This window comes from Pseudomonas sp. C2.3V (assembly GCF_058536325.1).
Map to the genome: position 1 here is coordinate 367,208 of NZ_JBZUBN010000001.1, position 26,288 is coordinate 393,495.

General features: G+C 57.6%; 19 protein-coding genes and 1 tRNA gene. 8 read left to right on the forward strand and 12 right to left on the reverse strand.

The window, feature by feature from the left end:
• Positions 1–15: 15 nt before the first annotated feature.
• The 3 genes from AC4LF3_RS01820 to AC4LF3_RS01830 form a co-directional block, all read right to left on the reverse strand.
• Positions 16–4,728: a PAS domain S-box protein gene (locus AC4LF3_RS01820; RefSeq protein WP_491834683.1), complete on the reverse strand. Its 4,713-nt coding sequence runs from the start codon at positions 4,726–4,728 to the stop codon at positions 16–18.
• Positions 4,729–4,846: 118 nt separating this feature from the next.
• Positions 4,847–6,628, reverse strand: a complete 1,782-nt coding sequence (gene tfpB, locus AC4LF3_RS01825) for a type IV pilus assembly ATPase TfpB (protein WP_074821590.1) — start codon at positions 6,626–6,628, stop codon at positions 4,847–4,849.
• 276 nt (positions 6,629–6,904) lie between these two features.
• A complete protein-coding gene (locus AC4LF3_RS01830) occupies positions 6,905–8,257 on the reverse strand; it encodes a CYTH domain-containing protein (RefSeq protein ID WP_491834684.1) in 1,353 nt (450 codons plus the stop codon).
• 243 nt (positions 8,258–8,500) lie between these two features.
• On the opposite strand from AC4LF3_RS01830, the gene argE reads away from it, so the two are divergent.
• Positions 8,501–9,661 carry an acetylornithine deacetylase gene (gene argE / locus AC4LF3_RS01835; RefSeq protein ID WP_074821597.1) on the forward strand — a complete coding sequence of 387 codons (1,161 nt, stop codon included), beginning with the start codon at positions 8,501–8,503 and terminating at the stop codon, positions 9,659–9,661.
• Positions 9,662–9,736: 75 nt separating this feature from the next.
• A complete protein-coding gene (argA, locus tag AC4LF3_RS01840; protein WP_074821604.1) occupies positions 9,737–11,038 on the forward strand; it encodes an amino-acid N-acetyltransferase in 1,302 nt (433 codons plus the stop codon).
• Between the two features lie 37 nt (positions 11,039–11,075).
• On the opposite strand, the gene gshA is transcribed toward argA, so the two are convergent.
• From gshA to AC4LF3_RS01855, 3 genes are all read right to left on the reverse strand, one after another.
• Complete coding sequence (gene gshA / locus AC4LF3_RS01845) at positions 11,076–12,659, reverse strand: glutamate--cysteine ligase (RefSeq protein ID WP_074821610.1); 1,584 nt, start codon at positions 12,657–12,659, stop codon at positions 11,076–11,078.
• Positions 12,660–12,841: 182 nt separating this feature from the next.
• Complete coding sequence (locus AC4LF3_RS01850; protein ID WP_122040966.1) at positions 12,842–13,225, reverse strand: PaaI family thioesterase; 384 nt, start codon at positions 13,223–13,225, stop codon at positions 12,842–12,844.
• Positions 13,226–13,227: 2 nt separating this feature from the next.
• Positions 13,228–15,555 carry a Tex family protein gene (locus AC4LF3_RS01855; RefSeq protein ID WP_491834685.1) on the reverse strand — a complete coding sequence of 776 codons (2,328 nt, stop codon included), beginning with the start codon at positions 15,553–15,555 and terminating at the stop codon, positions 13,228–13,230.
• Positions 15,556–15,782: 227 nt separating this feature from the next.
• Between AC4LF3_RS01855 and ompR the strand changes: the two genes are divergently transcribed.
• On the forward strand, positions 15,783–16,514 hold the full coding sequence (gene ompR, locus AC4LF3_RS01860; protein WP_010796726.1) for an osmolarity response regulator transcription factor OmpR: 732 nt from the start codon (positions 15,783–15,785) through the stop codon (positions 16,512–16,514).
• A 23-nt stretch (positions 16,515–16,537) separates the two neighbouring features.
• Here the strand turns inward: ompR and AC4LF3_RS01865 are convergent, their stop codons facing one another.
• On the reverse strand, positions 16,538–17,401 hold the full coding sequence (locus AC4LF3_RS01865) for an undecaprenyl-diphosphate phosphatase (protein ID WP_232235637.1): 864 nt from the start codon (positions 17,399–17,401) through the stop codon (positions 16,538–16,540).
• 201 nt (positions 17,402–17,602) lie between these two features.
• Here AC4LF3_RS01865 and AC4LF3_RS01870 point away from each other — a divergent pair, with 201 nt between their 5' ends.
• The gene (locus AC4LF3_RS01870) at positions 17,603–18,916 is read left to right on the forward strand and encodes an ATP-binding protein (RefSeq protein WP_010796728.1); all 1,314 of its coding nucleotides are present in this window, start codon (positions 17,603–17,605) and stop codon (positions 18,914–18,916) included.
• A gap of 7 nt (positions 18,917–18,923) precedes the next feature.
• Here AC4LF3_RS01870 and AC4LF3_RS01875 read toward each other — a convergent pair whose 3' ends face one another.
• From AC4LF3_RS01875 to rimA, 4 genes are read right to left on the reverse strand one after another with little or no spacing between them, the layout of a single operon-like run.
• A complete protein-coding gene (locus tag AC4LF3_RS01875) occupies positions 18,924–19,838 on the reverse strand; it encodes a S66 peptidase family protein (protein ID WP_312509681.1) in 915 nt (304 codons plus the stop codon).
• Between the two features lie 3 nt (positions 19,839–19,841).
• The gene (rimK, locus tag AC4LF3_RS01880; protein ID WP_010796730.1) at positions 19,842–20,747 is read right to left on the reverse strand and encodes a 30S ribosomal protein S6--L-glutamate ligase; all 906 of its coding nucleotides are present in this window, start codon (positions 20,745–20,747) and stop codon (positions 19,842–19,844) included.
• Complete coding sequence (gene rimB / locus AC4LF3_RS01885; protein WP_010796731.1) at positions 20,744–21,220, reverse strand: retropepsin-like aspartic endopeptidase RimB; 477 nt, start codon at positions 21,218–21,220, stop codon at positions 20,744–20,746. The genes rimK and rimB overlap by 4 nt, the downstream gene beginning before the upstream one ends.
• 21 nt (positions 21,221–21,241) lie before the next feature.
• Positions 21,242–22,021, reverse strand: coding sequence for a S6 modification regulatory phosphodiesterase RimA (gene rimA, locus AC4LF3_RS01890; protein WP_150348178.1), 780 nt, complete (start codon positions 22,019–22,021; stop codon positions 21,242–21,244).
• 77 nt (positions 22,022–22,098) lie between these two features.
• Between rimA and AC4LF3_RS01895 the strand changes: the two genes are divergently transcribed.
• Positions 22,099–22,515, forward strand: coding sequence for an RNA-binding S4 domain-containing protein (locus tag AC4LF3_RS01895; RefSeq protein WP_010796733.1), 417 nt, complete (start codon positions 22,099–22,101; stop codon positions 22,513–22,515).
• A gap of 8 nt (positions 22,516–22,523) precedes the next feature.
• On the opposite strand, the gene AC4LF3_RS01900 is transcribed toward AC4LF3_RS01895, so the two are convergent.
• Positions 22,524–23,324 carry a phosphatase PAP2 family protein gene (locus AC4LF3_RS01900; RefSeq protein WP_074821646.1) on the reverse strand — a complete coding sequence of 267 codons (801 nt, stop codon included), beginning with the start codon at positions 23,322–23,324 and terminating at the stop codon, positions 22,524–22,526.
• Between the two features lie 96 nt (positions 23,325–23,420).
• Here AC4LF3_RS01900 and hslO point away from each other — a divergent pair, with 96 nt between their 5' ends.
• The 3 genes from hslO to AC4LF3_RS01915 all read left to right on the forward strand — a co-directional run bounded on the left by hslO (position 23,421) and on the right by AC4LF3_RS01915 (position 26,282).
• Positions 23,421–24,314, forward strand: coding sequence for an Hsp33 family molecular chaperone HslO (gene hslO, locus AC4LF3_RS01905; RefSeq protein WP_491834686.1), 894 nt, complete (start codon positions 23,421–23,423; stop codon positions 24,312–24,314).
• A 118-nt stretch (positions 24,315–24,432) separates the two neighbouring features.
• Complete coding sequence (locus AC4LF3_RS01910; RefSeq protein WP_074821650.1) at positions 24,433–25,974, forward strand: phosphoenolpyruvate carboxykinase; 1,542 nt, start codon at positions 24,433–24,435, stop codon at positions 25,972–25,974.
• Between the two features lie 223 nt (positions 25,975–26,197).
• Positions 26,198–26,282, forward strand: a tRNA-Tyr gene (locus tag AC4LF3_RS01915).
• Positions 26,283–26,288 lie beyond the last annotated feature (6 nt).

Below are 26,288 nucleotides of genomic sequence, written 5' to 3' on the forward strand. Positions count from 1 at the left end.
TACTTGGTTCTAGCTTTAGGGCGCCTGAATCATTTCGTGGATCTTGCTGGCCAACGCATCGATATCGAAGGGCTTGGTCAGCATGTCCATATCCTTGCCCAGGAATTGGCTACGGATCTCGGCATTCTTGGCATAACCGGTAATGAACAGGACTTTCAGATTCGGTCGGTGCTTGCGCGCCACCTCTGCCAGCTGGCGGCCATTCATGCCGGGCAGCCCCACATCACTTACCAGGAGATCGATTCGCTGGTCGCTCTGGAGGAGAGGAATGGCCTGTTCGGCATCGCCGGCCTCGAAGGCGGTGTAGCCAAGCTCGGACAGCACTTCGAGTACGATCATGCGTACCGCAGCCTCGTCCTCGACCACCAGTACCGTCTGGCCCTCCTGGGCGCGGGGCATTCCATGGGGTGTTTCGGTCACGAGAGTTTCCATTACAGGGTCGAGGTGGCGCGGCAACAACAAGGTGATGGCTGTTCCTCGTCCCACTTCACTATCGATCCGTACGTTTCCGCCGGATTGCTTGATAAAACCGTAGATCATCGCCAGACCAAGCCCAGTACCTTGTCCAGAGGGCTTGGTGGTAAAGAACGGCTCGAATGCCTTGGTCATGACTTCGGGTGTCATGCCTTGGCCGGTATCTTTGACCTGGATACGAATGTAATCGCCCGGTTCGATGGTTTCACGTCGTGCCGTTTCGGCGTCCAGGGTAACATTTGAGGTCTCGATGCTCAGGTCACCGCCATCCGGCATAGCATCGCGCGCGTTGATGACCAGATTGAGCAAGGCATTTTCAAGCTGGTGGGCATCGCTGAATGCCATCCACAGCTCAGTGTCCAGGTGTGTTCGGATTTTGATCTGTTCGCCTACGGTGCGGACGAACAGATCACGCAGGGAATCGATAAGCTCGTTCAGATTGACCGGTTTCGTATCCAAGGTTTGACGACGGGCAAATGCCAGCAACCGATGGGTCAACGCTGAGGCTCGGTCGGCTGAGGCTGTGGCGGCATTGATGTAGCGATCCAGATCATCGGTACGACCACTGATGACACGCATGCGGATAAGATCGAGCGCTCCGACGATTCCGGTCAGCATATTATTGAAATCGTGTGCGATCCCACCGGTAAGCTGGCCGATGGCTTCCATCTTCTGAGACTGGCGCAAGGCCTCTTCCGCACGTTCACGCTCATAGATTTCCGTAATGAGTCGTGTATGGCTTTCGCCCAGTTCTTGCGTACGCTCGGCAATCTTGGCTTCCAGGGCATCGGTTGCTAGACGTGCCTCGGTAATGTCGACATTACAGCCGATGTAACCCAGGAACCCGCCTTTGTCGTCGAAGCGAGGGACAGCCTCGCAGCGCAGCCAGCGAACCTCACCTTGGATGTCTCGCATCCGTATTTCGCTGCGGTAGAGTTGACGCGCTTCGAAAGCTTGCTGGTACTCGGCAACGCAGTGTTCGCGGTCTTCCTCGAAAATCATGCGTGTCCATCCACTGTCCCGGGCACTTTCATAAGAAAGGCCATACTCGCGTTCGTAGCGGCTGTTGACGAAGAGGGTGTTACCTTCGGCATCTACGGCCCAGATCAGGGCCGGTGCGTTGTCCGCCATCAGCCGGAAGCGCGCCTCGCTCTGCCGGAGCGCCTGTTCAGAGTGGGCCCGCTCGATAGCCGCCCAGACGCGATCGGCGATATCGCGCAAAAAGCTGACCTCCTCATTGGACCAGAAGCGTACCTGGTTATCGCAGATGAACAGATAGGCTGCAAAGCGGCCATGCTCGATCAAGGGGACGATGACAAAGGCCCCAATATCGTTGGGTTCATACAGGGCTTGATAGTCCCGGGTGCGCGGATCCTGCTCAACATCCTGAACCACAACAGCCTCGCCCCGCTGCAGTTCGTCAAGGTAGGTGCCGTAGTCACTAATATGGAACGTACCGGTCAGGCTAGTTGTACTGTGGCTCCAGTCATGGGTAACAACGGCTGTTTCACCGTCAGGCTCGACTTGAGCATAACCAACCCGTGAAACATTCAGGATGTGCGCGAGGGTGTGGGAGACAATACCGCCGATATCATCGGTGTCGCTTGCCTCACGTAGGGCGTCACCCAGCTCGATCAGCGCCGTTTGTCGCTCGGCGGCAGCGGTGCGCTCCTGAATCTGGCGAGTGAGCTCGCGATTGATGGCGTTGAGCGCATCGGCATTCCGGCGCTCTTTGCTGATGTCTCGCGCAATACCAATGATGCGGCGGGTGCCATCCGGGTCGGTCACACGGCGGCCTCTCACGCTTAGCCAGACCGGTTCGGTGCTGCTATGGGCGCGTACGCGAAATTCCAATTGTGCTTCGCTATCGCTATCGCCAGCGGTAGCCGTCCTGAACATAGCCTGGACGCTCTCGCTGTCCTCCGGGTGCAGAATGTTGATGAGCAGATCGGTCACGCTGCGGGAGGCGCTGGCTGGAATACCGGTCATCTCGGTGATTCGGTTGTCCCAGGTGATCACATCGCGGTCGATATCGTAATCCCAGACGCCCAGCGCCGCGACATCGACGGCAAGGCTGATCCGTTGTTCAGCCAGCCGCAGGTCTTCTGCAGCACGGGTACGCTCGACGACTACACGGATGCGTTCAGTCACTTCGCGAACCAGCGCAATATCTTCGGCCGACCAGCTGTGCGGGGTGCTGGCATGGACATACAGCACGCCCTTGAGCTGGCCCTTGTCATGCTGGGGAACCAGCATCATGGCGCGAATGGCCCATTGTTCGAGATTTTCCCGCTGGGCATGAGTACGTGGATCGGTAGCCGTATCGTCTATCACGATAATCGCACCGCTAACCAAGTCGGCATTCAAATCCGCGCTGAAGTCACTGAGCGAAAAGCTGCCGATTTCTGGAGTAACACTATTATCGTTCCAGCTGCTCTCGGCATTAAGCGCGCCAAAGCGGTCGAGCAGCGCATAGCCGATACGCTGTACGCCCAGTACGTTGCCAAGACTTTGGCCCAGGGCGTCGGCCACGTCGGTAGGCGTCAGGGTGCCGTGCAGGCGGTCCCCCAGTTCAAGCAGGAAGCGCTGGCGGTCGTGGGTACGAATCCGCTCGCTGATATCCATGAACGTGCAGATGGCGCCCTGCAGCTCGCCGTCACGCCAGATGGGCTCGGAGCGGTATTCGACGGGGAAGCGGCTACCGTCCTGGCGGAAAAACCAATCCTGCTCGATATGGTGGGGCGTGCCGGTGTTGGCTGTTTGGAAAATCGGGCATTCGGTTTCTGGGAGCGGCGTCCCGTCTGCACGGCTGTGGTGGATGATGCCGTGCAGGGCTCGCCCGAGAACCTGGCTGCGGTCAGCAAAGCCCAACATGCGCAAGAACGCCTCATTGCACAGTGTGGTCCTGCCCTGCTGATCTACAGAGTAGAACCCTTCGCTGATCGAGTCGATCAAGAGGCGTGTGAAGGCTTCGCTTTCAAGGCGCGCCGCTTCTGCCCGCTTGCGGTCATCAATGTCCAGCGCCACGCCCACCCAGCGCTCGATTTCGCCGGCTGCGTTGAACGCCGGGGTGACGCGCGCTTCAAACCAGCGATATTGGCCGTCCGCAGCGCGGAAGGGCGCCTCGATCTTGGCAGCTGTACGGCGAAGGATGGTGTCACGCCAGGTGTTTTTGACGCGCTGGATATGATCCGGATGGACCGCTCGCATCCAGCTGTCCGGATTCATGTCGTCCGGGTCAAGGCCGGTATAGGTGTACCAATAGCGGTTGGTGTATTCCATGAAACCGTGGCGGTCACCAAACCAGACGATCTGTGGGCTGACATCCATTAAAGCCCGGTAGCGGGCTTCGTTTTGCTCCGCTGTCCGCTGTTGCAGGCGTTCAGCTGTAAGGTCTTGCAGGGTCAGAAGGAATCCGTTGGTCTCGTCCCGCTCGGTCTGCAAGGCGTGGAGACTGTAGCTGGCCTGCAGGATGTGCTTGTCCTTGCGCAGGTAAAGCCCTTCGCCCTGATGATGCCCTTGTTGCCGAGCGTAGGTCAGCAAGGTCTGGGGAAGCTGGCGGGCTTGGTCTTCGGCCGTGAAGAGCAGTTCCAGCGACTGTCCGCTCAACTCATGCTCATCCCAACCCAGGGCCGATTCGGCGCCAGGGTTGCAGGCCAGTATGCGCCCCTGGTTATCCAGAATCAGCAGTGCCTGACCCGGCTGGTTATGCATCAGCTGACGGTTCATCGACTCGCTGCGTTCGTACGCAGCCTTCACCAGGCGCAGATCCAGGAGCTGCATGACCTGCCGGCCAAGTGCCTCAAGGGATTGCGTCTGGGCTGCAGTCAGAACGCGAGGCTGCCAATCCAGCACACACAGCGTTCCAAGCGGTATGCCGGCAGATGACACCAGCGGGACGCCAGCATAGAAGCGCAGGCCGTCTGCGGTCTTGACGAGCGGATTGCTGGCGAAGCGATCATCCCCACGTAGATCAGGAATCACCACCGGGCCTGGGTGTTCGATGGTTTTGGCGCATATGGAGAGATGCAAAGGCATTTCCCGCACGCCAAAGCCTTTTTCAGCCAGAAACCATTCCCGATTCTCGGCAATCAGGTTGATGACAGCGATGGGCGCATGGCAGATCTGCGAGGCCAACTGGACGATATCGTCAAAGGCGGGCTCGGAGGGGGCGTCGAGGATGTCGTAACGGTCAAGCTCCGCGAGTCGCTCGCGTTCGCTCCAGCCTGTTGGCAGTACGGGGGCATTACTCAACACAGGCTCCGCATGATTCATCATCGTCCATAAAACCCATATACAACATCAGGGAATTTCCATTCTGCGTCACTTCATTATGCAGTGATACCCTTTTTTGGCGAAGTTCATAGATCATTCATCGCTCGCTTTGTGGTGTAACGCGGAGGACTTCTTCCATAGTAGTCAAACCTGCCGCAATTTTTTGCGCACCGGAAAGACGAAGGCTTCGCATGCCCTCTTTGAAGGCCTGTCGACGCAGCGCCGTGATATCGGTATCCGGTGAAATCAACTGTCGGGTCGCATCCGAAAGCACCATGATCTCGTACACGCCAGCCCGGCCTCGATAGCCCGTATCACGGCATTCGGAACAGCCTACGGGCTGCATGGCACCGGTGGGAAGCGGCGCGCTCCAGGGGCGGGTAAGCTCCTGCCAGTCCTGCTCGTTGAGCTCGATCGGCGCCTTGCAGTGGGGGCAGAGTGTCCGCACCAGACGCTGCGCCATGACGCCCAGCACCGTTGCCCGAATCAGGTAATAGGGCACGCCCAGCTCGATCAGGCGGCTGATGGAGCTGGGCGCATCGTTGGTGTGCAGGGTGGAGAGCACCAGGTGGCCGGTGAGGGCTGCCTGGATGGCCATCTCTGCCGTCTCCAGGTCGCGGATCTCACCGATCATGATGATATCGGGGTCCTGACGCATCAGAGCACGCACACCGCTGGCGAAATTCACATCGATATTGTGTTGCACCTGCATCTGATTGAACGAGTCCTCGACCATTTCGATCGGATCCTCGATGGTGCACACGTTGACTTCCGGCGTCGCCAGCTGCTTGAGCGTGGTGTACAGCGTCGTGGTCTTGCCTGAGCCGGTCGGACCGGTTACCAGGATAATGCCGTTGGGCTGGCCGGTCATGGCGGACCAGCGGCGCAGGTCATCGGCCGAAAAGCCCAGCTGGTCAAAACTCTTGAGCAACACATCAGGGTCGAAGATACGCATCACCAGCTTTTCGCCAAAGGCGGTCGGCATGGTGGAAAGGCGTAGTTCCACTTCTTTGTCGCCGGGCATACGCGTCTTGACGCGACCGTCCTGCGGCTTGCGCTTCTCGGCCACATTCATGCGGCCCAGGTTCTTGATGCGGCTGATAACTGCCAGGGTTACCTGCGCTGGAAACTGGTAAACGCTATGGAGCACGCCGTCAATACGAAAGCGAACGGTACCCTGGTCACGGCGCGGCTCTACGTGAATATCACTGGCGCGCTGTTGGAAGGCGTACTGGAATAGCCAATCCACGATGTTAACGATATGGGCATCGTTGGCGTCCGGTTCCTGATCGCTGGCGCCCAGGTTGACCAGCTGTTCGAAGTTGCCGACGTTGATGCCGCGCTGCTCGACTGCCGAGGCGCCGCTGACCGATTTGGCCAGGCGGAAGAATTCCTGTGTGTAGCGTTGAATGTCGACAGGGTTGGCCACCACACGCTTGATGGGTCGCTTGAGCACATGGGTGAGGTTGCTTTCCCAGCTGCTGACAAACGGCTGGGCGCTGGCAATGGTCACCTCATCGGGAGCAACGGCCACCGCCAGGATCTTGTTGCGCTGGGCAAAAGCATAGGACATCAGTGGCGTGATCGAGGCTACGTCAATCTTCAACGGATCGATTCGGAAGTAGGGCTGGCCAGAAAACTCTGCCAGCCACTGAGTCAGGGTTTCCAGGTCCAGTTTCTTCCCGGGACGCTTCAAATCCTCTACGTTCTGGGCGGCCAGAAATTCGAGCGGGTGCTGCTGGGGATTATTAGCGCCGCGGCGAATGGTCAGACATTGCTCGGCGGCCTGCTGGTCGATCCGACCTTGTGTAACCAATTCACGCAGGACGTCGGAGAGCTCCAGCCAACGGTCCTGAGCGGGGGATGCGATAGCGGACATGCAGGTCTCCTCGTCTGTAATGTACTGCTTTAACCTTCGATCGGAGCGCCTGGCCGTACGGATAACGGCAGACAGCAGTTTCGTTTGATCGTCAGGCTTGCGCTCGGCCGCTTATACACAGCTGAGCCTTTAGGCTATAGGAAGTTCGGTGCGTCCGACGATACGTCAATGAGCGCCAGAGAGGCGCCCAGAGGATGGCTGATCATTATATGAACAGCGCCGTCGCGGTGAAATCATGGCGCACCGCCATCAGGGCCAGTGCGCCATGCTGTCTGATTAGCGGGGCAGGGCTTTCCAGGCTGGCAGTGAAATAAGCGTTCGTGCCTGGCTGGCTACTGCGTCGTGTTGCTCATGGGCGATCAGCGCTGGCAGCTTGGCAAGCTCGCCATAGAGACGATCCGTTTCGGGCAGGTCAAGCACCGGACGGGCGAGGCGTAGCCAGACCAGCATACGCTCGACGCGTGGCAACTGCTCTGCTACCAGCTCGGGCTGGTTCATGCCGCGCTGAAGAGGAATGGCATCAGCCTCTTCGCTCAAGGTTCGGGGCAACCACTTGCCCAACGACAGCTGGCCTAGCTTGTTGCCTCGGTCATTACGGGCTTCTGTCCAGCGACGATCATGCAGCCACCGGGCCGCCACCAACGAGAAGTGGCCCCAGCGTGGCTTTGCCAGCTCGTTGGCAAAGCGCTCTGGTGCCTGCTGACGTGCTTCTTCATCTTCTTGGCCAATGGTTGCAAACGTTTTCCAATCCGCCAGCAGCGCGTCCAGTGCCTGACGCAGGTCACGGCTGGACGTACGGGGAACTGCCTGGCCCAGACTGCTCAGCAGCGCCCGTAGGTCGACGAGTTGATGTACCCACTCCACAAGCAGACGCCAGTGGCCATTCCAGCGGTATTGTTCTGCCAGACGCTGGCTGCTGCCAAGCAGGTGCCAGGCAATGGCTGCGAATGCGTCATCCAGGGTGGTTTCCGCCGTCAGGGTAGGGGGCGTTAGATGCAGGGTGTAGCTGGCTGCATCGTGCAGGCGATAGCCGCGTTCGGCCTTGCTGATGTCGCAAGGCATTAGCGGCAGGTCAGCCGCCAGCTGTTCAGCCAGCTCAAGAAGATCGGCCGGCTCGCCCTCGCGCAGCTCAAGCTCCAGCTCGCAGATGGCTTCCTGATGTTCGCCAGCCAGGACCGCACCCTGGTCCAGCGCTGCCTCGACTACAGCACGGCTCTTGCCGCGTTCCCATGCGATATCGGCATAGTCGCGAGTGAAATCGGTTGTGAAGATCGGCTTGAGCTGGTGTTTGTCCAGATCAGCCAGAGCCGCTGGCCAGCATTCAGGGCCCAGCAGGCTAGTGTCCAGGTCTGGACCGCTCAGGTTCCACTCCCACTCGTTGCGCTCGGACAGGCCTGCCACGCTCTGGCCGCGGCTCTTGAGGGTCTGGATGTACTGGTCACCATCGCGACGGACCCGCAGCGCCACTCGGGCATGGGCCAGCTCACGGGTGTCGGTGTCGTAGTATTGGTTGTACAGCTCGCGGCGCTTCCAACCTTCCTTGTTGCGTTTTTTCAGCACAGGGTGCTCACGCAGGGCAGCAAGGGTTTCGGGAGTCGCGCGTAATTTGATTTCGGTTTCTTTGGCCATGGCAAAAAGGTCTGGTGCCTGAAAGATCTGTGAAGTGAAGCGTTCGACCGGCGCCTTGGCGCAGCGGTATAGCTAGGCCGGCAAGGCTCGCTGGGCTATGAGTCGTCTGATTGGGTATCAGTGTATCTAACCCTGCGGCCCATGACAGGAGATTCGCATGGTGCTGGCGTCATCTTTTCGAGGAGCGGCGTTGACCCGGTCATTCAGCACTCTAAGATGGGAACTAGCCGAAGGAGTACGCCTATGCCCATCCCCGCGCTCAAACAGCAATTCAAGGCCTTGTTGGCCGAATCGTCCGTCAGTTGCACACAACCACAGCTAGACCAGTCCAACGCGGGCGTCATTACGCAGTTGTCGAGCTGGTTGGGGGATCTGGGCTTTCGCTGTGAGACCCAGGAGATTCTGCCCGGAAAATACAACCTGATCGCGACCTATGGCAGCGGACCGGGTGGGCTGGTTCTATCCGGGCATACTGACACCGTGCCTTACGATGAGCCGCTCTGGGCCAGCGACCCGCTAACACTACGCGAGGCGGATGATCGTTGGTATGGGTTGGGTAGCTGCGACATGAAGGGCTTTTTCGCCTTGGTGATCGAGGCGGTTCGTACGCTGATCGACCAGCCGTTCCGTCATCCCCTGATCATCCTGGCGACCTGTGATGAAGAATGCTCCATGGACGGCGCCCGGGCGATCGCCGAGGCAGGCAGACCATTGGGACGTGCCGCGGTGATCGGCGAGCCGACCAGTCTCAGGCCCATCCGCATGCACAAGGGCATCATGATGGAGCGTATCGATATTCTGGGGCAGAGCGGCCATTCTTCTGACCCGAGCCTTGGACGAAGCGCCATGGAGGCCATGCATGCCGTCATGGGCGAACTCATGGCGCTGCGGCAGCAGTGGCAGCATGAGCACCACAACCCTTTTTTCAACGTGCCGCAGCCGACCCTGAATCTGGGCTGTATCCACGGTGGTGACAATCCCAACCGGATCTGCGGGCAGTGTGCGTTGGAGTTTGACCTGCGTCCCCTGCCGGGCATGCAGGCGGACGAGCTGCGCAATCTGATCAAGGGGCGGCTGAGACCGATTGCAGAGCGCCATGCCGTCAAGATCGACTACCAACCCTTGTTTCCGGCGGTTCCACCCTTCGAGCAGTCAGCTACCAGCGAACTGGTCCGCATCGCCGAACAACTCACCGGCTGCGAGGCCCAGGCGGTAGCCTTTGGCACCGAAGCGCCGTATCTTCAACAGCTGGGGATCGAGACGTTGGTCATGGGGCCTGGAAATATTGCCTGCGCCCATCAGCCAGACGAACATCTGGAGCTTTCCCAGATCGAACCAACCGTAAAGGTGCTTCGTCAATTGATTCACCATTACTGCATAACGCTACCAATAGCCAAGGAGTGACCGTGTTGCTGCGACGACGATGAACGAGCCCTCACCGTTCACCTTTTACTTTTGCTGCACAAGGTTTTCTCTTTAATGCACGATTACGTTAATTGGCTTCGCCACGCGTCTCCCTACATTAATGCTCACCGTGACCGGACCTTTGTGGTCATGCTGCCTGGCGACGGGCTGGAGCATCCAAATTTCGGCAATATCGTCCACGACCTCGTGCTGCTGCACAGCCTGGGTGTGCGCCTGGTACTGGTGCATGGCTCGCGGCCACAGATCGAGACGCGACTGGCTGCGCGCGGAATTGCCCCACGCTTTCACCGTGACCTGCGCATCACCGACGCTGCGACGCTGGAGTGCGTGATCGATGCCGTGGGTAGTCTGCGCCTGTCCATCGAGGCCCGTCTGTCCATGGACATGGCTGCCTCCCCCATGCAGGGCGCGCGATTGCGGGTAGCCAGTGGCAACCTCGTCACTGCGCGACCCTACGGTATCCATGACGGTGTCGATTTTCACCATACCGGTGAGGTCCGCCGCATCGACCGCAAGGGCATCAGTCGTCTTCTGGATGAGCGCACTATTGTGCTGCTGTCACCGCTGGGGTATTCGCCCACCGGGGAGATTTTCAATATTGCCTGTGAAGACGTCGCGACCCGTGCCGCTGTCGATCTGGCCGCCGACAAGCTGGTGCTCTACGGCGCCGAGCAAGGTCTGCTGGATGCCGAAGGCAACCTGATCCGTGAGCTACGTCCTCAACAAGTGCCGCCGCATCTGGAGCGGCTTGGCAGTGGCAACTACCAGGCGGAGCTGCTGGATGCGGCCGCTCAGGCCTGCCGGGGTGGAGTGCGCCGCACGCATATCGTGAGCTATGCCGAGGATGGCGCGCTGCTCAACGAACTCTTTACCCGCAGCGGTAGCGGCACGCTGGTGGCGCAGGAGCAGTTCGAGTCCATTCGCGAGGCGGATATTGGCGATGTGGGCGGTCTGATCGAACTGATCCGTCCGCTGGAAGAACAGGGGATTTTGGTACGCCGCTCGCGGGAAGTGCTGGAGCGTGAGATCGACAAGTTCAGTATCGTCGAGCGGGAAGGGCTTATTATCGCCTGTGCCGCGCTGTATCCGATCGCTGATTCAAACGCAGGCGAGCTGGCCTGTCTGGCGGTCAATCCCGACTATCGACATGGTGGGCGGGGGGACGAGTTGCTGGAACGCATCGAGCAGAGGGCCCGCGCTCAAGGCATCAAGACCCTGTTCGTTCTGACGACCCGCACGGCTCACTGGTTTCGCGAGCGAGGCTTTGAGCCCAGCAGCGTCGATCGACTGCCCAGTGCCCGTGCATCGCTGTACAACTATCAGCGCAACTCAAAGATCTTTGAAAAAGCGCTATAGGTGATTCTGGCCGGACAGCCCGGCCAGAGCCCGAACGCTACACGCTCAGCGTGCCGAGGATGCTGGCTTGGTAGGCTGCCGCAAAGGTATCGAAGTCGCCTTGGTCGGCAGTCTCCAGTTCTTCTTGGTCCTTCAATGACTGTTCTGCCATCTGCTCGAAAAGGGCCTGCTGTTCGGGGCTTAGCTCAGCCTGGCGGAAATAGTCAGCGTGGACCTTGCTCTGTCGCAGAGAGAATTCGGCAAAGCTTTCGCCATGCTCGCGCATTTCAGCCAGGACTCGAGCCGAAGGCGTTAGGGCCGGGTTGATAAACTTGTGGCGCTGCTCTTCGACTGATACATGGTAGGCGCTGCCACCGTAGGCGGTATCCAGCAGTTTGGCACAGCGATCAATGCAGCCCAGCAGCCGCTCGGCCCAGTCCAACATCGAAATCGGGGCGCCCTGGCGTTGTAGGAACAGGCCTGGCTTGCGGCCTTCCTTCACAACCTTGGTAAAATTCTGCGTACATTCGCCACACTCGCCGTTCAGCGGCGGGCTTTCCTCAAGGGCGCAGAACAGCAGGAACGCATCCAGGAAGCGTGACTCCATCACGTCGATGCCCAATGGCAGGAACGGGTTGATATCCAGGCACCGGACTTCGATGTACTGCACGCCCCGAGCAATCAGTGCCTGGACGGGACGCTCGCCCGTACGGGTAACCCGCTTGGGCCGGATGTTCGAGTAATACTCGTTTTCAATCTGCAGGATATTGGTGTTGAGCTGCACCCATTCACCATCGCGGTGAGTGCCGATTTCAGCGTAAGGCGGGTAGGGCGTCGCCACTGCCTTGCGCAGGCTCTCCGTGTAGCTCTGCAGGTCGTTGTAACACGGCGTCAGGCTGGCTTGCGCCTCGCTCTGATAGCCCAGGTCGCTCATGCGCAGACTGGTCGCGTACGGCAGGTACAACGTGTCGGCATCAAAGGTCTCCAGTTGATGCGGGCGGCCACGCATGAATCCGACATCCAGCGCAGGGGAGGCACCGAACAGGTACATCAGCATCCAGCTGTAACGGCGGAAGTTACGGATCAGCGCAATATAGCGGGAGGACTGGTAGTCACGATCGCTACGGGTATCGCCTTCGGCCTGGCGTAACAAGGGCCAGAGCGTTTCCGGCAGCGAAAAGTTGTAATGGATACCCGCAATGCACTGCATGGTCCGACCGTAGCGCACGGCCAGCCCGCGGCGGTAGACATGCTTGAGCTTGCCGATATGGGAATCGCCATAATGGGCAATCGGAATCTGCTCTTCCTCCGGCAGCGGACACGGCATCGACGGGCTCCATAGGAGCTCACCGTCAAGCTGTCGCGTAGCGAAGCGGTGAATGATGTCGAGCTGCTCAAGCACCTTGGCAGGGTCATGCGCCGTCGGAGTAATGAATTCAAGCAGGGCTTCGGAGTAGTCCGTCGTGATCTGAGGGTGAGTCAGGGCCGAGCCCAGGGCTGCCGGATGAGGTGTCTGAGCCAATTGGCCGTGCTCGTCCACACGCAGGGTTTCACGTTCGATGCCGTGCTGACACTCAGTCAACAGCGACAGATGGGCAGAATCGCCGAGCAGGGCCAGGCGGCGGGTCAAGATATCGCTCAAGATGTTTTCCTTCACTCGACAGTGGCCCCACTATGGGGATGAGTGAGCCGGTGTACAAGTCTGTCGAATAGACTTCAATAGGCCTACCGCGGTTGCATCCGAAAGTGGACGAAGTGCACCGCGGGTACGATCGCCGTTGTGGCAGGGTAAAAGCCCGGCGCAGAACACGCCGGGCGAACGCATTACAGGCAGGCGAACGTTGCCTGGGCCTTGGCCACCAGCTTATCGTTCTGATGCACTTCCGCTTCGATGACGTGCGTTTTGCGCCCGGGATGGATCACCTTGGCGCGGCAGACGATTTCACCGTCGCTGACGCCCCGAATGTAGTTGACCTTGCACTCCAGGGTCACGCTGCCCGGCTTGCCCTCGAACAAGCTGTGGCTCGCCTGCCCAAGCGCCGTATCGATCAGCGAGAACAACGCGCCACCATGCATCTTGCCGTGCAGGTTGAGCAGCTTGTCCTGCATGTTCATCCGGACTTCGGATTCTCCCTGCTCGGCTTTGAGGATACGCATCCCCAGCAGCTGGCTGAATGCACTGTCATTACCTGCCACGGACTGGCTCATGGTTACTTCCTCAATTGTTTGGCGTTGGCAAACAGTGCTGCCATGGCACCACTGGCAGCAGGCTTGCTTTCGTTACGGGGTGCATTACGGTCACGCGATGGGTTGTTGCCAGGCTTGCCGCTGCGGGGTTGCCCGCCACGTTGGCCTTCGACCTTTTCACCGGGCGTATCACTCATGCGCATGGACAGACCCACCCGGTTACGGGGAATGTCCACTTCCATGACCTTGACCTTCACGATATCGCCTGCCTTGACCACTTCGTAGGGATCTTTGACAAACTTCTCGGACAGGGCGCTGATGTGTACCAGGCCGTCCTGGTGTACACCGATATCCACGAACGCGCCAAAGTTGGTCACGTTGGTCACGACACCTTCGAGAATCATACCGGGCTTGAGATCCTTGAGGGATTCAACGCCTTCCTGGAATTCTGCTGTCTTGAACTCGGGGCGCGGGTCTCGCCCTGGCTTGTCCAGCTCGCTCAGGATATCCGTCACGGTCGGCAGACCAAAGGTTTCATCGGTAAATTTCTTCGGATCCAAGCGCTTCAGGAAGCTGGAATCTCCAATCAGGGAGCGAATATCACGGCCGGTATCGGCAGCGATGCGCTCGACGACAGGGTAGGCTTCCGGGTGAACGCCAGAGGCATCCAGTGGATTGTTGCCGCTCATGACCCGCAGGAAGCCTGCAGCCTGCTCGAAGGTCTTGTCTCCCAGGCGACTCACTTTCTTCAACTCGTGACGGGACTTGAAAGCACCATTCAGGTCGCGGTAGGCCACGATATTCTGCGCAAGCGTTGCGTTCAGGCCGGAGATACGGGCCAGCAGCGCTGCAGAGGCCGTGTTTACGTCCACCCCTACGGCGTTTACGCAGTCTTCCACCACGGCATCCAGGCTACGAGCCAGCTTGAGTTGAGAGACGTCATGCTGGTACTGGCCCACACCAATGGACTTGGGCTCAATCTTGACTAGCTCAGCCAGCGGATCCTGCAAGCGGCGAGCGATAGATACAGCGCCACGCAAAGAAACATCCAAATCCGGAAATTCCTTGGCGGCGAGCTCGGACGCCGAGTACACCGAGGCGCCAGCTTCGCTGACCATGATCTTGGTCATCTTGAGGCCCGGGTATTTCTTGATCAGTTCTCCCGCCAGTTTATCGGTCTCGCGGCTAGCCGTGCCGTTGCCAATGGCAATCAGGTCGACGCCATGCTTGGCACACAGCTTCGCCAGTGTATCGATGGTCTGGTCCCACTGGTTTTTTGGGGCGTGCGGATACACGGTATCGGTGGCCAGCAGCTTGCCGGTTGAGTCGACCACAGCGACTTTTACGCCCGTCCGCAGTCCCGGGTCCAGACCCAGCGTGGCACGTGGGCCAGCAGGTGCTGCCAGCAACAGATCATGCAGGTTGCGTGCGAATACGCTGATGGCATCATCTTCAGCCTTTTCACGCAGCTCGCCCAGCAGATCGGTTTCCAGCGAGGTGTACAGCTTGACCTTCCAAGTCCAGCGCACGACTTCCGCCAGCCATTTGTCTGCTGCGCGATTCTGATTCTTCACCTCGAAATGCTCGGCAATCATTACCTCGCAAGGGTGCATGGTCCCAGGTGCTTCATCGCCTACCTTGAGCGAGGCACTCAGGATGCCTTCGTTACGGCCGCGGAAGATCGCAAGGGCTCGGTGGGACGGTACATTCCTGAAAAGCTCGTCATGTTCGAAATAGTCACTGAACTTGGCGCCTTCCTGCTCCTTCCCGGCCACCAGACGAGCTGAAAGTGTCGCCTCCTGCTTCAGGAATGCGCGCAGCTTTTCCAGAAGGTCGGCATCTTCGGCAAAACGCTCCATCAGAATATATTTGGCACCCTCCAGGGCCGCTTTCACGTCGGCGACGCCTTTGTCCGCATCTACATAGACGGCGGCTTCGGTCTCGGGAGAAAGCGTTGGGTCATTGAGCAAGGCATCAGCCAGTGGGCCAAGGCCGGCTTCCAGGGCAATCTGGCCCTTGGTACGACGCTTCTGCTTATAGGGCAGATAAAGGTCTTCAAGACGGGTCTTGGTATCGGCCTGCTTGATCTCGCGGGCTAGCTCCGGCGTGAGTTTACCTTGCTCGTCGATGCTGGCCAGGATCGCCGTGCGACGCTCCTCCAGCTCGCGCAGGTAGCGCAGACGCTCTTCCAGATGACGCAGGTGCGTATCGTCAAGGCTGCCGGTGACTTCTTTTCTATAACGGGCGATGAAAGGAACCGTCGATCCCTCATCAAGCAGCGCCACGGCTGCGGCGACCTGTTGTGGGCGGACGCCGAGCTCTTCGGCGATGCGGGAGTTGATACTGTCCATGAAACCACCTGAAAACCAGAGAAGCGGGCCTGACCGGCAGGCTTGAAGCGCTGCATTATACCCGTCGGGTATCAACGCGCTGCGGCAATTTGCCAAGGATAAGTGTGTGCTTTCAACTTCTTATGCAGGCTAATCCCCCATTCTCAGGAAAAATCTGCTAACAATGGACTGTCCCTCTGCGGACGAGGCCTGCGCCATAATCCACTTCCCTATTTGAAGGAGTTGACATGAGCACCACCCCCGTTACGGAAGGTGAAAAGATTCTGGTCGTAGATGACGATGCTCGTCTGCGTCGCCTGCTCGAGCGTTTTCTGGCCGAGCAGGGCTACCGTGTGCGTACCGTGGAAAGCACCGAGCAGATGGACCGCCTGATGTCCCGTGAGCTTTTCCATCTGGTCGTGCTGGATCTGATGATGCCGGGCGAAGACGGTATGTCGGCCTGCGCCCGTCTGCGTGAGCAGAACAACCAGATCCCGATCATCATGCTGACGGCCAAGGGCGATGAGGGCAGTCGCATCCAGGGGCTTGAGCAGGGCGCCGATGACTATCTGGCCAAGCCTTTCAACCCTCGCGAACTTCTGGCCCGTATCAAGGCCGTTCTGCGCCGGCAGGCACCCCAGGTTCCGGGCGCACCGGGCAGCGAAGATGCCGTCGTGACCTTTGGTGATTATGAGCTTTCACTGGCAACCCGCGAACTCAAACGCGGCGATGAAGTGCATATGCTGACGACAGGTGAATTCGCGGTGCTCAAGGCGCTGGTCCAGCATGCACGCGAGCCGCTGACCCGCGACAAGCTGATGAATTTGGCGCGTGGGCGTGAGTGGGATGCATTGGAACGGTCGATCGACGTACAGATTTCTCGCCTGCGCCGTATGATTGAACCTGATCCCTCCAAGCCTCGCTATATCCAGACGGTCTGGGGTGTTGGCTACGTATTCGTGCCGGACGGCAACAAGTAACAGTCCGGCACACAGGGACGCCTTCAGGCGAACAAGCCGTTGTGAACACCTACCAACAGGAAGATGCCCAGCAGCGCTCGATAGACAATGAAGATCCAGGTCGAAAAGCGTTCCAGAAAGCGCATCAGACCCCAGATGGCTGCAAACGCCGAAAGGCTTGCTACTAGGATGCCTACCAGCAGAAGCGACCAGGCTTCTGCCGGGATGGACGCATGCCAGAGCACGACCAGTTCTTTCAAGCCAGCCAGGGCAATCGCGGGCAGGCCCAGCAGGAAAGAAAAGCGGGCTGCTTCTTCGCGCTTTAAGTTGAGGAACATGGCCGCAGTCAATGTCGAGCCGGAGCGGGATACTCCTGGAATCAACGCGCCAATCTGTGCAATTCCAACAATCAGGGCGTCGCGCAGGCGCATTTCACTCATGTCGCGCTTGTGCTTGCAGGTCAGCTCGGCAATGGCCAGCAACGCCGCCATGCCCAGACAGGCATAGCCAATGACATTCAAGCCCCGTAAAGGCGAGTCGCAGGCATTGAGCACAGGGGAAAGCGCAAGCCCGACCACACAAATAGGGATTGTCGCCAGAATGATTGCCATGGCGAGGACAAAGGCGCGACTGTTGTAGTCCTTATGACGAATTGCATTGACGCTGCCAGTGGTAACGGAGCTGACGTCACGCCAGAAATAACTGATGACGGCTGCCAGAGCTGCCATCTGCATTGCAGCGGAAAAGGCGGAACCAGGATCTTGCCAACCTAACAGGGCTGGAACGACACGCATGTGAGCAGTAGAGGAAATTGGCAGGAGCTCGGTGATACCCTGCACAACACCTAGGAAAACAACCTGGGCGTAACTAAGGGAAGCAAAGCCAATGTCCAAGCCGGTATGGCACATATCGGACACGAAATATCTCCAGTGTGGGAGGTCTTTGAAAAGAGTCGGGCAAATGTATCAAAGTGTTTCTTAGCGAAACGAGGCTGTGAGGCATTTAAAAAGCTGTTTTGTTCAGTCACTCAACAAAATCGATGCCTTTTCTATGAAGCAAGTCTTTATAGGGTGGCAATATGCTCGGAGCGTCAATGACGTGTGGTTACTATGAAAACGCCTGCCTGGTTCCCTCAAAGCTTCTTCGCACGCTCGCTCTGGCTGGTTCTGATTGCCGTACTGTTTTCCAAGGCGCTGACGCTGGTTTACCTGCTGCTCAACGAAGATGTATTGGTTGATCGCCAATACAGTCATGGCGCTGCACTGACGTTGCGGGCCTACTGGGCCGCTGATCCGGATGACCGTCCCGCTGTCGCTCAGGCATCCGGGCTGCACTATGAATCGCCGGAAACGGTGCCAGCGGGTGAGTATCATTGGCCTTACAGTGAAATTTTCGACCGCCAGATGCAGCAGGAGCTGGGGCCGGATACTCAAGTCAGGGTTCGTGTACAGCAGGGGCCTGCACTTTGGGTGCTGGCGCCATCGCTGGGGCCTGATTGGATCAAGATACCGCTGTACGCTCACCCCCTGCGAGGCCAGCGAATCTGGAGTGTGCTGGGTTGGTTCTTCGGGATTGGCCTGTTTTCTACCGCCGTGGCCTGGGTGTTTGTCGGCCAGCTGAACCGACCACTCAAACGGCTCGTCTATGCCGCCCGCGAGTTGGGTAAAGGGCATAGCGTACGCCTGCCGGAAAGTGATGCGCCAAGCGAGATCATGGAGGTCTATCATGCCTTCAATCAGATGGCTCACGATGTCGAGCAGGCTGGACGCGAGCGTGAGCTGATGTTGGCCGGCGTGTCCCACGACCTGCGCACGCCGCTTACCCGTCTACGCCTCTCAGTCGAATTGCTGCCTGAAATGGACGAGATGACGGAGGACATGGTCCGCGATATCGAGGATATGAACCTGATTCTCGATCAGTTCCTGGCATTTATACGTGATGGACGCGATGAGCCTTTAGAAGAAACGAACCTGAATGACCTGATTCAGGAAACCGTGGCACCTTACAACCAGAATGAGGAGCGGGTCCGTCTCTCCCAGACCGATGTGCCGCCCGTGGCTTTGCGGCGTGTGTCGATCAAGCGGATGCTGACCAACCTCTTGGAAAATGCGTTCAAGCATGGAGGCGGCGCCGTGGAGGTCAGGGCTCACGTAGGTGGAGACTCGACAGCACCCTATGTTGTGCTGAGCGTTCTGGACCAAGGGCCGGGCATTGATCCCAGTGAGATAGAGGAAATCTTCAATCCTTTCATTCGGGGCAACCGGGCGCGTACCGGCTCTGGTACCGGGCTGGGGCTGGCCATCGTCAGGCGTATTGCCGCCCAGCATGGTGGCAGCGTAGAGCTGCGTAATCGTGAAAGTGGCGGAGTCGAGGCACGCGTCCTGTTGCCACTAGGTCTGCTGCTGCCTCGTACCGCCAGCTGATCTGACGCTACCAGTGGAGTCCGTCATGTTCGAGGCGGGCTTCCTGACCATATGGCCAGGCCTGGTTATCCGGGCCGTGTCCACTAGGCAGACCCGAGAACAACGGAATACCATGGGGCTCTAGCCATTCAGCAATAATCTCTTCAAGGCTGTGTACCACACCCTTGCGCGGGCAATCCGTAAAGGTGCCCAGGCATACGGCGCCAAGCCTGGCGCTATCGATACTGTTCAATAGCTGCCACAGGCTACGCTCGATGCGATAGTACGGCTCACCTACATCCTCCAGGATCAGAATGGCGCCGTCAGGCGCATACAGTCCATAGCCGGTGCCCTCGGTACTGGCCAGTGCCGTCAGGTTGCCGCCAATCAGCGGTCCTTGTATGGACTTGAGTGAGTGATTGACCGGTTGGGCTGGCAGATGCCCTCCGGCCGTTCTCAGCAGCCGATCGAGGCTACGAAACGAGTTCTCATGACGCAGCTGTTCTTCACCGTCATATCGTTTGGCCAATGACGTAGCCACTTGACCATGTACTGCAGGCAGACTTTGCCGATGAAAGGCACTGAGCATGATCGAGATATCAGAGAAACCAATCAGCGGTTTAGGGCCAGCCCGCCTGATGCGCTCCCAATCCAGATGCGGTAAAAGCTGAGCACACCCATAACCGCCCCGCAAGCACCAGACAGCACTAACCTCTGAATTCTCAAAAGCCGCATAAACATCGGTCAGACGCTGATCCACTGTACCCGCAAGATAACGATGACGGGCCTGTACGTGCTCACCTGCAACATACGGAACCTCCATCTCACGCAACCGAGCGTAGGTGGTTTCCAGCGCATCGTTGGCAATTGCTGCCGCTGGTGCAATTAGCGCTACCTTGCCCCCAAAACTGGAGGCATCAAGAAGAGACGTGCGGCCTGTCATTCCTTAGCCCTTGCCTTTGGTGCGTGTCAGGTTGGGGCCACTGTTCTTTTCTAGATACTGGATGATCATGCCCGCAATGTCCTGGTTGGTCGTTTGCTCGATGCCTTCCAGGCCCGGTGAAGAGTTTACCTCCATGACCAGCGGACCATGATTGGAGCGAAGAATATCGACACCGGCCACATTCAGCCCCAGCACCTTGGCGGCTCTAATGGCGGCCATACGCTCTTCAGGCGTAATTTTCACCAAGCTTGCCGTGCCGCCGCGATGCAGGTTGGAGCGAAACTCACCGGGCTTGGCCTGGCGCTTCATGGCGGCAATCACCTTGTCACCCACCACGAAGCAGCGAATATCCGCACCGCCTGCCTCGCGGATATACTCCTGCACCATGATGTTCTGCTTGAGCCCCATGAAGGCTTCCAGTACCGACTCGGCAGCCTTTTCGGTTTCACACAGCACCACGCCGATTCCCTGAGTACCCTCCAGCAGCTTGATGACCAGCGGAGCACCGCCAACCATGCGGATAAGGTCCGGTACATCATCTGGAGAGTGCGCAAATCCTGTCACCGGCAGGCCAACACCCTTGCGTGACATCAACTGCAGGGAGCGCAGCTTGTCTCGGGCTCGGCTGATGGCGACGGACTCATTGAGCGGAAAGACGCCCATCATTTCAAACTGCCGCAGCACTGCGCAGCCATAAAACGTTACCGATGCCCCAATTCGCGGAATCACGGCATCGAAGTCTTCGAGCGGCTTGCCTCTATAGTGAATCTGCGGTTTGTGGCTTGCGATATTCATATACGCGCGCAACGTATCGATCACGACCATCTGATGACCACGTTGCTCTCCGGCTTCCACCAGGCGACGAGTGGAATACAGGCGAGGATTACGCGACAGCACAGCGATTTTCATGCAGCACCCGGAGCGGGAGAGAGGGATAGGATGGGTTTGTCTTGCGCATAGCTGACGGCCGGATTCACGATCAGGCCACCCTCGACCAAGGCTTTCGAGCCTAGAAGCATGCGGTAACGCATGCTCTTGCGGCAGGCCAGGGTAAATTCCACTGGCCAGGATCGATTACCCAGGGCGAGATTGGTTCGAATCACATAGCGGTTCTGAGCATGGCCATTGGAGCTTCGTATGGTCTTTTTGGCTACCAACGGCGCTTCGCAATGCCGGTGCCGGGACTGCACCAGTGTGCCCAGATGGACCGTAAAACGCACCCAGCGTTCACCGTTACGCTCAAAAGGAACAACTTCCGTTGCATGCAGGGCTGAAGTGCTCGCACCTGTGTCGATCTTGGCCCTCAGGCCGATTACGCCCAGGTCCGGCAGGGCGACCCATTCACGTAGGCCGATAATGGCCAGCTCGTCGAGTGTGTCCAAGCGTAATCCTTGAAGTCGGGATCAGTGTCCCCATATCTGCTTATCGATGGAGGCCAGCGCATTGAACGCAGGCTTGGCAAACCAGTAACCCTGCATCAACGTGATACCAATGTCACGCAGGCAATCACGCTCGGCAGCGGTTTCAATACCTTCGGCAATGATCTGGATGTTCAACTCCGTACACATGGAGACGACGGCTCGAACAATGGCCTGCCGGACTCGATCATGATCGATATTGCGAATCAAGGCCATATCCAGCTTGATCAGATCCGGTTGAAAAGCGGCTAGCAGGTTCAAGCCTGAATGTCCGGCACCAAAGTCGTCAATCGCCGTCATGAAGCCGAACTGCCGATATTCTTTCAGGATATGCGTTAGATGCTGGCTATCACCAATATGCTCGCTTTCAACTGTTTCAAAAATAAGATTGCTCAACGGAAAGTCATGCCGTTTGGCCGCCTCCAGTGTGCTGCGAATGCACAGCTCCGGTCGATAGACGGCATTTGGAAGAAAGTTGATGGAAAGTTTTTCCTTCATTCCAAGCTTTGCTGCGCCTGAAATCGCCTTGGTGCGGCATAACTGATCGAAACGATAGCGGTTATGCGCATCCACCCGCTCAAGCACTGAAAGCGCACCCTGGCCTTCCGGGCCACGGACCAGCGCCTCGTGAGCAAAGATACTGCGAGTGGTTACGTCAACAATAGGCTGATAGGCAAAGGCGAAATCGAACCCAAGGGGTTCACTCTGGTGGCAGCCTTGGCAGCGCATAGGGTTGGTTAATTCTTCAGGAAAGAAGGTCTTCATGATCGTACCGTTAGAATGCCCGTAACCAGCCCTGGTCTAATGGCAAAAATTGTTAAGTATTCGGAGCGTTTTCGTTAATGACGTCTATTCAAGATATAGATGAAAAAGTCCGCCTGGATAAGTGGCTGTGGGCTGCACGGTTCTTCAAGACACGAGCACTGGCCAAGGCTGCTATAGAAGGAGGCAAGGTTCAATGTCGGGGTGAGCGGTGTAAGCCCAGCAAAGAGCCCAAGGTCGGTGATGAGCTGACGATTCGTCAGGGGTTCGATGAGAAGACCGTCATAGTCCTCTCCCTGTCTCAACAGCGTCGCGGAGCACCCGAGGCCCAGTTACTGTATCGGGAGACAGAGGAAAGTCTTGAGCGTCGCGAGCGGGCTACGGCCATGCGCAAGGCAGGAGCGCTTGGGTTGGCAACGGATGGAAGGCCAACCAAGAAGCAGCGCCGTCAGATTCATCGATTCCGGGGCGACGCTGATTCTCGGGCCAATGACTAGATGAGCAGTCAGTAGTGCTTGACCAGGCTCATCTGCCGGATAACAGGAATATGAGCTGCTACACGAAACAGCGGCGCAGTTAAACGAAGGAACATGCGGCTACCGGCATTGGCCAGCGGCGTATAAAACCCCCAGGCCATTGCCAGTAGTGCAACGGCAATACCGCCCATATAGTCATCCGAAGCCCAGTGAGCACCGGCGACCAGGCGCGGCATCATGAAAAGCATTACCAGTAGCCAAGTGACGATAAGTTGTAATGGGTTGCGCGTAAAAGCCGTTAGAAAGAGGCCCCAGAGCAGAAGAACCGAAGCATGATCCCCCGGAAAGCTGGCGCCGGAGCGATCTTTGAGCTCCCAGGCCTTTTCCCAGGACTGGAAGTAATCGCTCATGTGAATGGCATACGTCAGCATGTCGGATGGACTGGCATGCTGCAGGCCGGCGGCTTCGATAGCCTTGGTGAACAGGTTGCGGATCAGCAGCAAGGCTAGCAGTACCGTAAGCAAGCCGAAGAAGGCGCTACGGACCTGCTCTGGTTTGAACACCCAATTCCCACGTATCGTAAGTGTGAGAAGAATGATGCCCACAACGATGTCGAATGGCCTCAGGCTGGCAACGGCCCAGACGTGTAGCCAGACCGTATTGCTTTCCAGCGGTGCGTTCAGCGCGCGGAAGAGATGCGCATCCAGATCCAGAAGAGTGGTGCGTACGGAAGGGATAAGCCAGAGAATAATCAACAGCAGCGCCACGAGGTGGCTGATTAGAAATGCTCGCCATTGCCACTTGGCTTGGAAGAGTGTGGCATTGTCCATAGAATGGAATGAATCCATATGAATAAACAGAAAGCGTGACCGCACGGGAGTGTTGTCACGCTTTTGTCATTTTCCCTGTTTAAGCGTACTTTTGTCATGACCCCATTCGATTACACACAGCGTTTCCTGTTTGAAAACACCGACGTTCGCGGCGAACTTGCATCGCTTGAAAGAAGCTATGTAGAGGTGCTTGCCAAACACCCCTATCCGGAACCCGTCGCGCAGCTGTTGGGTGAAATGCTTGCAGCCGCTGCCTTGCTGTGCGGCACGCTCAAGTTCGACGGTCTGCTGGTATTGCAGGCACGCTCCAGCGGTGCGATTCCTCTATTGATGGTGGAGTGCTCGAGCGCCCGAGAGGTGCGCGGTATCGCCCGCTACAATGCCGACGACATCGCTCCTGATGCCACGCTGAAAGATCTGATGCCCGAAGGTATTCTTGCCATAACGGTCGATCCGACCAACGGTCAGCGTTACCAAGGGATCGTTCCTCTCGAAGGCCAGACGCTCGCTGAATGCCTTTCAGGCTACTTCGCCACGTCCGAGCAGCTGCCTACTCGCTTCTGGCTCAATGCCGATGGACGGCGCGCTCGTGGGCTCCTGCTCCAACAGCTGCCAGCGGACAAACACAAGGACAAAGAGTCGCGCGACGCCAGCTGGGAGCACCTTACAACCCTTGGCAATACGCTGACTGCAGAAGAACTGTTGGGGTTACCCAACGAAACGGTACTTCATCGCCTCTATCATGAAGAAACTGTCAGAGTCTTTGATCCTCAAATCGTCGAATTCCATTGTGGCTGTTCTAGGGAACGTTCTGCCAATGCGCTTGTCTCTGTGGGCCAGGAAGATGTCGAACTGCTATTGCAGGAGCAGGGTGGTCAGATAGAAATCGACTGCCAATTCTGCAATCAGCGATACCTGTTCGACGCTGCCGATGTCGCGCAGATTTTTGCAGGCGGTGGAAGCCAAACACCGCAAGAAACCCGTCACTAAGCATTGCATTCAGGAATAGGCTTTCTGGCATAATCGCGCGACTTCGTTTTTTATGTAGCCAAACTCGGGTTAAGCTACAAAACGCAAAAGGACCGGCCGAGGGCCGACGGGGAACTACATGACGCAAGCCAACGTTTATACCGATATTAGCGCCGCGCAGCTGGTAGAAGAGGCGCTTCGGCGCGGCGAGGGTGAGTTAGCCGCCAATGGCTCTCTTGTAGTCAAGACTGGACATCGCACCGGCCGCTCGCCAGCCGACCGCTTCATTGTTGAAGAGTCGTCTACCCGTGATGCCATCGATTGGGGCTCTATCAACCGTCCTTTTCCAGCGGAAAAGTTCGATGCGCTATGGGATCGCGTTTCAACCTATGTAGGTGAGCGGGATCACTTCGTTTCGCATGTGCATGTAGGCTCCGATCCAGAGCACTACCTTGCAGTCAAGATGACTACGGAAACCGCCTGGCACAACCTGTTTGGCCGTTGCCTGTTCATCAACCCGGAAAGTTACAACCCTCAGTCCCGCCAGGAGTGGGAAATCCTTAACGCCCCTTGGTTTGTCTGCGAGCCGGAGCGTGATGGAACCAATTCCGATGGCACCGTCATCATTAACTTTGCTGCTCGCAAGGTATTAATTGCGGGCATGCGTTATGCCGGTGAAATGAAGAAGGCCATGTTCTCGGTGCAAAACTTCCTGCTGCCTGAGCATGATGTACTTCCTATGCACTGTGCGGCCAACATGGGCGAAGAGGGCGACGTTACGCTGTTCTTTGGCCTGTCGGGAACAGGTAAGACGACGCTATCTGCCGATGAAAGCCGTTACCTGATCGGTGACGACGAGCATGGCTGGGGTGTCGGTACCGTCTTTAATATAGAGGGCGGCTGCTATGCTAAGTGTATCGACCTGTCCGAAAAGAATGAGCCTGTCATCTGGAAAGCCATTCAGTTCGGCGCTGTGCTGGAAAACGTGGTGCTTGATCCACAGTCGCGCCAGCCAGATTATTCGGACGATAGTCTGACCCAGAACAGCCGGGCGGCCTATCCTCGTGAGTTGATCGAAAAGCGTGCGGAACTGAACCGCGGTGGCGAGCCTAATGCAGTAATCTTTCTCACCTGCGATCTGACGGGTGTGCTGCCTCCTGTATCTATCCTTAATAACGAGCAGGCGGCTTATCATTTCCTTTCGGGTTACACTGCGCTGGTGGGTTCTACTGAAATGGGATCGGGGGCTGGCATCAAATCCACTTTCTCTACCTGTTTCGGTGCACCCTTCTTCCCGCGTCCGGCGGCCGAGTACGCTGAGCTTCTCATCAAGCGTATCAATGGGTTCGGCTCCAAAGTTTACCTGGTGAACACTGGGTGGACCGGGGGCGGTTACGGTGTAGGCAAGCGCTTCAATATCCCAACGACACGAGCAGTGATTGCCGCTATTCAAAGTGGGGCGCTGGTCGATGTTGAGACCGAGCATTTGCCCATTATCAACCTTGATGTTCCCAAGGTCGTAGCTGGTGTCGATACTGCATTGCTCAACCCGCGTAACACTTGGGAGGATAAAAATGCCTATGATGAATCGGCCAAGGCGCTGGCAGGCAAGTTCATCGAGAACTTCAAAAAGTTCAGTGGCGTCTCCGAAGCGATCAAGGCAGCTGGTCCACAGTTATAATCGTTAGGCTGAAAACAAAGGGTCGCTTAAGCGACCCTTTGTTTTTTAAGAAAAAATTTAAGAAAAACGCATTTAATGATTGCATGTGAAGAATTAAATGCATAAAATGCGCCCGCCTTGAACATGTAAGTCCACTGGTTGGCGGTCAAGGCAACGTAAGTTGAGGAAAAGTAAGAAAATCCTTGACACGACGGCAGCAAGCAAATAGAGTGCTGCCTCCTTTGGAGGGATTCCCGAGCGGCCAAAGGGATCAGACTGTAAATCTGACGTCTACGACTTCGAAGGTTCGAATCCTTCTCCCTCCACCAAATTGC